The following is an 826-nucleotide window of genomic DNA, read 5'->3' on the forward strand; positions in this document are numbered from 1 at the left end:
ATGCTCGTCTTGCGCCCGGACTCCAGGTTCTTCATGGAGTGCTCGGTGAACTCCGTCAGGCCGCGTTCAGCGCAGCCATGGGCGACTTCGCCCATGGTGAGGCCGGCGGCCTTGCGCGCTTCCCGCACCGCCTGGGCGATCCGAGCGGTGAACACTGTCGGCCATTGATCAGGTGTCATGGAGACACTTTAGATCGAGAAAAGGCGCCGCTGCAACTACGTGATACATCTTTGGCGGCACCACGACACCAATAACCTTCAGGAGGGCATCGTGATGGCATCTGCTTCGTCTCGTGAGGCGCGAGGGCTGACGAGCGACGAGCTGCTCGCTTTTCCGGCGGTCATCGACCTCGACACCGCGAACCGTGCGCTGATGATCGGCCGCTCCACCGGGTACGGGCTTGCCAAGCAGGGGGAGTACCCGGTCAAGGTGCTGCGTCTCGGCAATGCCTACCGGGTGGTCACCGCCGACCTGCTGAAGCTGCTCGGCCTGGAGCGCCGGCAGTCGGGGGACGGGAAGCCTGAAGCCAGAGCTGACGAACACCGCAGCCACCCACGCAACACGCTCGGCGGCGCACCCTCCGAGTGTCTGTCTGAACTGCTCGCTGCTTGAGCATGCCAACCATGGGGGGATTCTCAAGCGAAGAATCCGGCGAAGCCGGCAAGTGAGAACTTGACGGGTACGCCGTTCGGAAGAATGGCTTCGTTGTGACTCTCGGCGTCGGGTGAAATCCGATTCGGCCGAGCCGGGTCGGTGCCGTAGAGTTCGCCGTACCGACGCGGGGTGGAGCAGCTCGGTAGCTCGCTGGGCTCATAACCCAGAGGTC

At 63.8% G+C, this 826-nt stretch carries 2 protein-coding genes; one reads left to right on the forward strand and one right to left on the reverse strand.

The features are described 5' to 3' along the window. Positions 1 to 273 precede the first annotated feature (273 nt). Entirely contained in the window at positions 274 to 612 is a 339-nt protein-coding gene (locus tag RB628_RS40975; protein ID WP_318325714.1) for a hypothetical protein, read from the forward strand. 23 nt (positions 613 to 635) lie between these two features. Here RB628_RS40975 and RB628_RS40980 read toward each other — a convergent pair. Beyond that, positions 636 to 826: hypothetical protein (locus tag RB628_RS40980; protein WP_318325715.1), on the reverse strand; the 191-nt coding region annotated here is incomplete at its 5' end.

The sequence above is a fragment of the Streptomyces sp. ADMS genome (assembly GCF_033441795.1).
Lineage (GTDB): Bacteria > Actinomycetota > Actinomycetes > Streptomycetales > Streptomycetaceae > Streptomyces.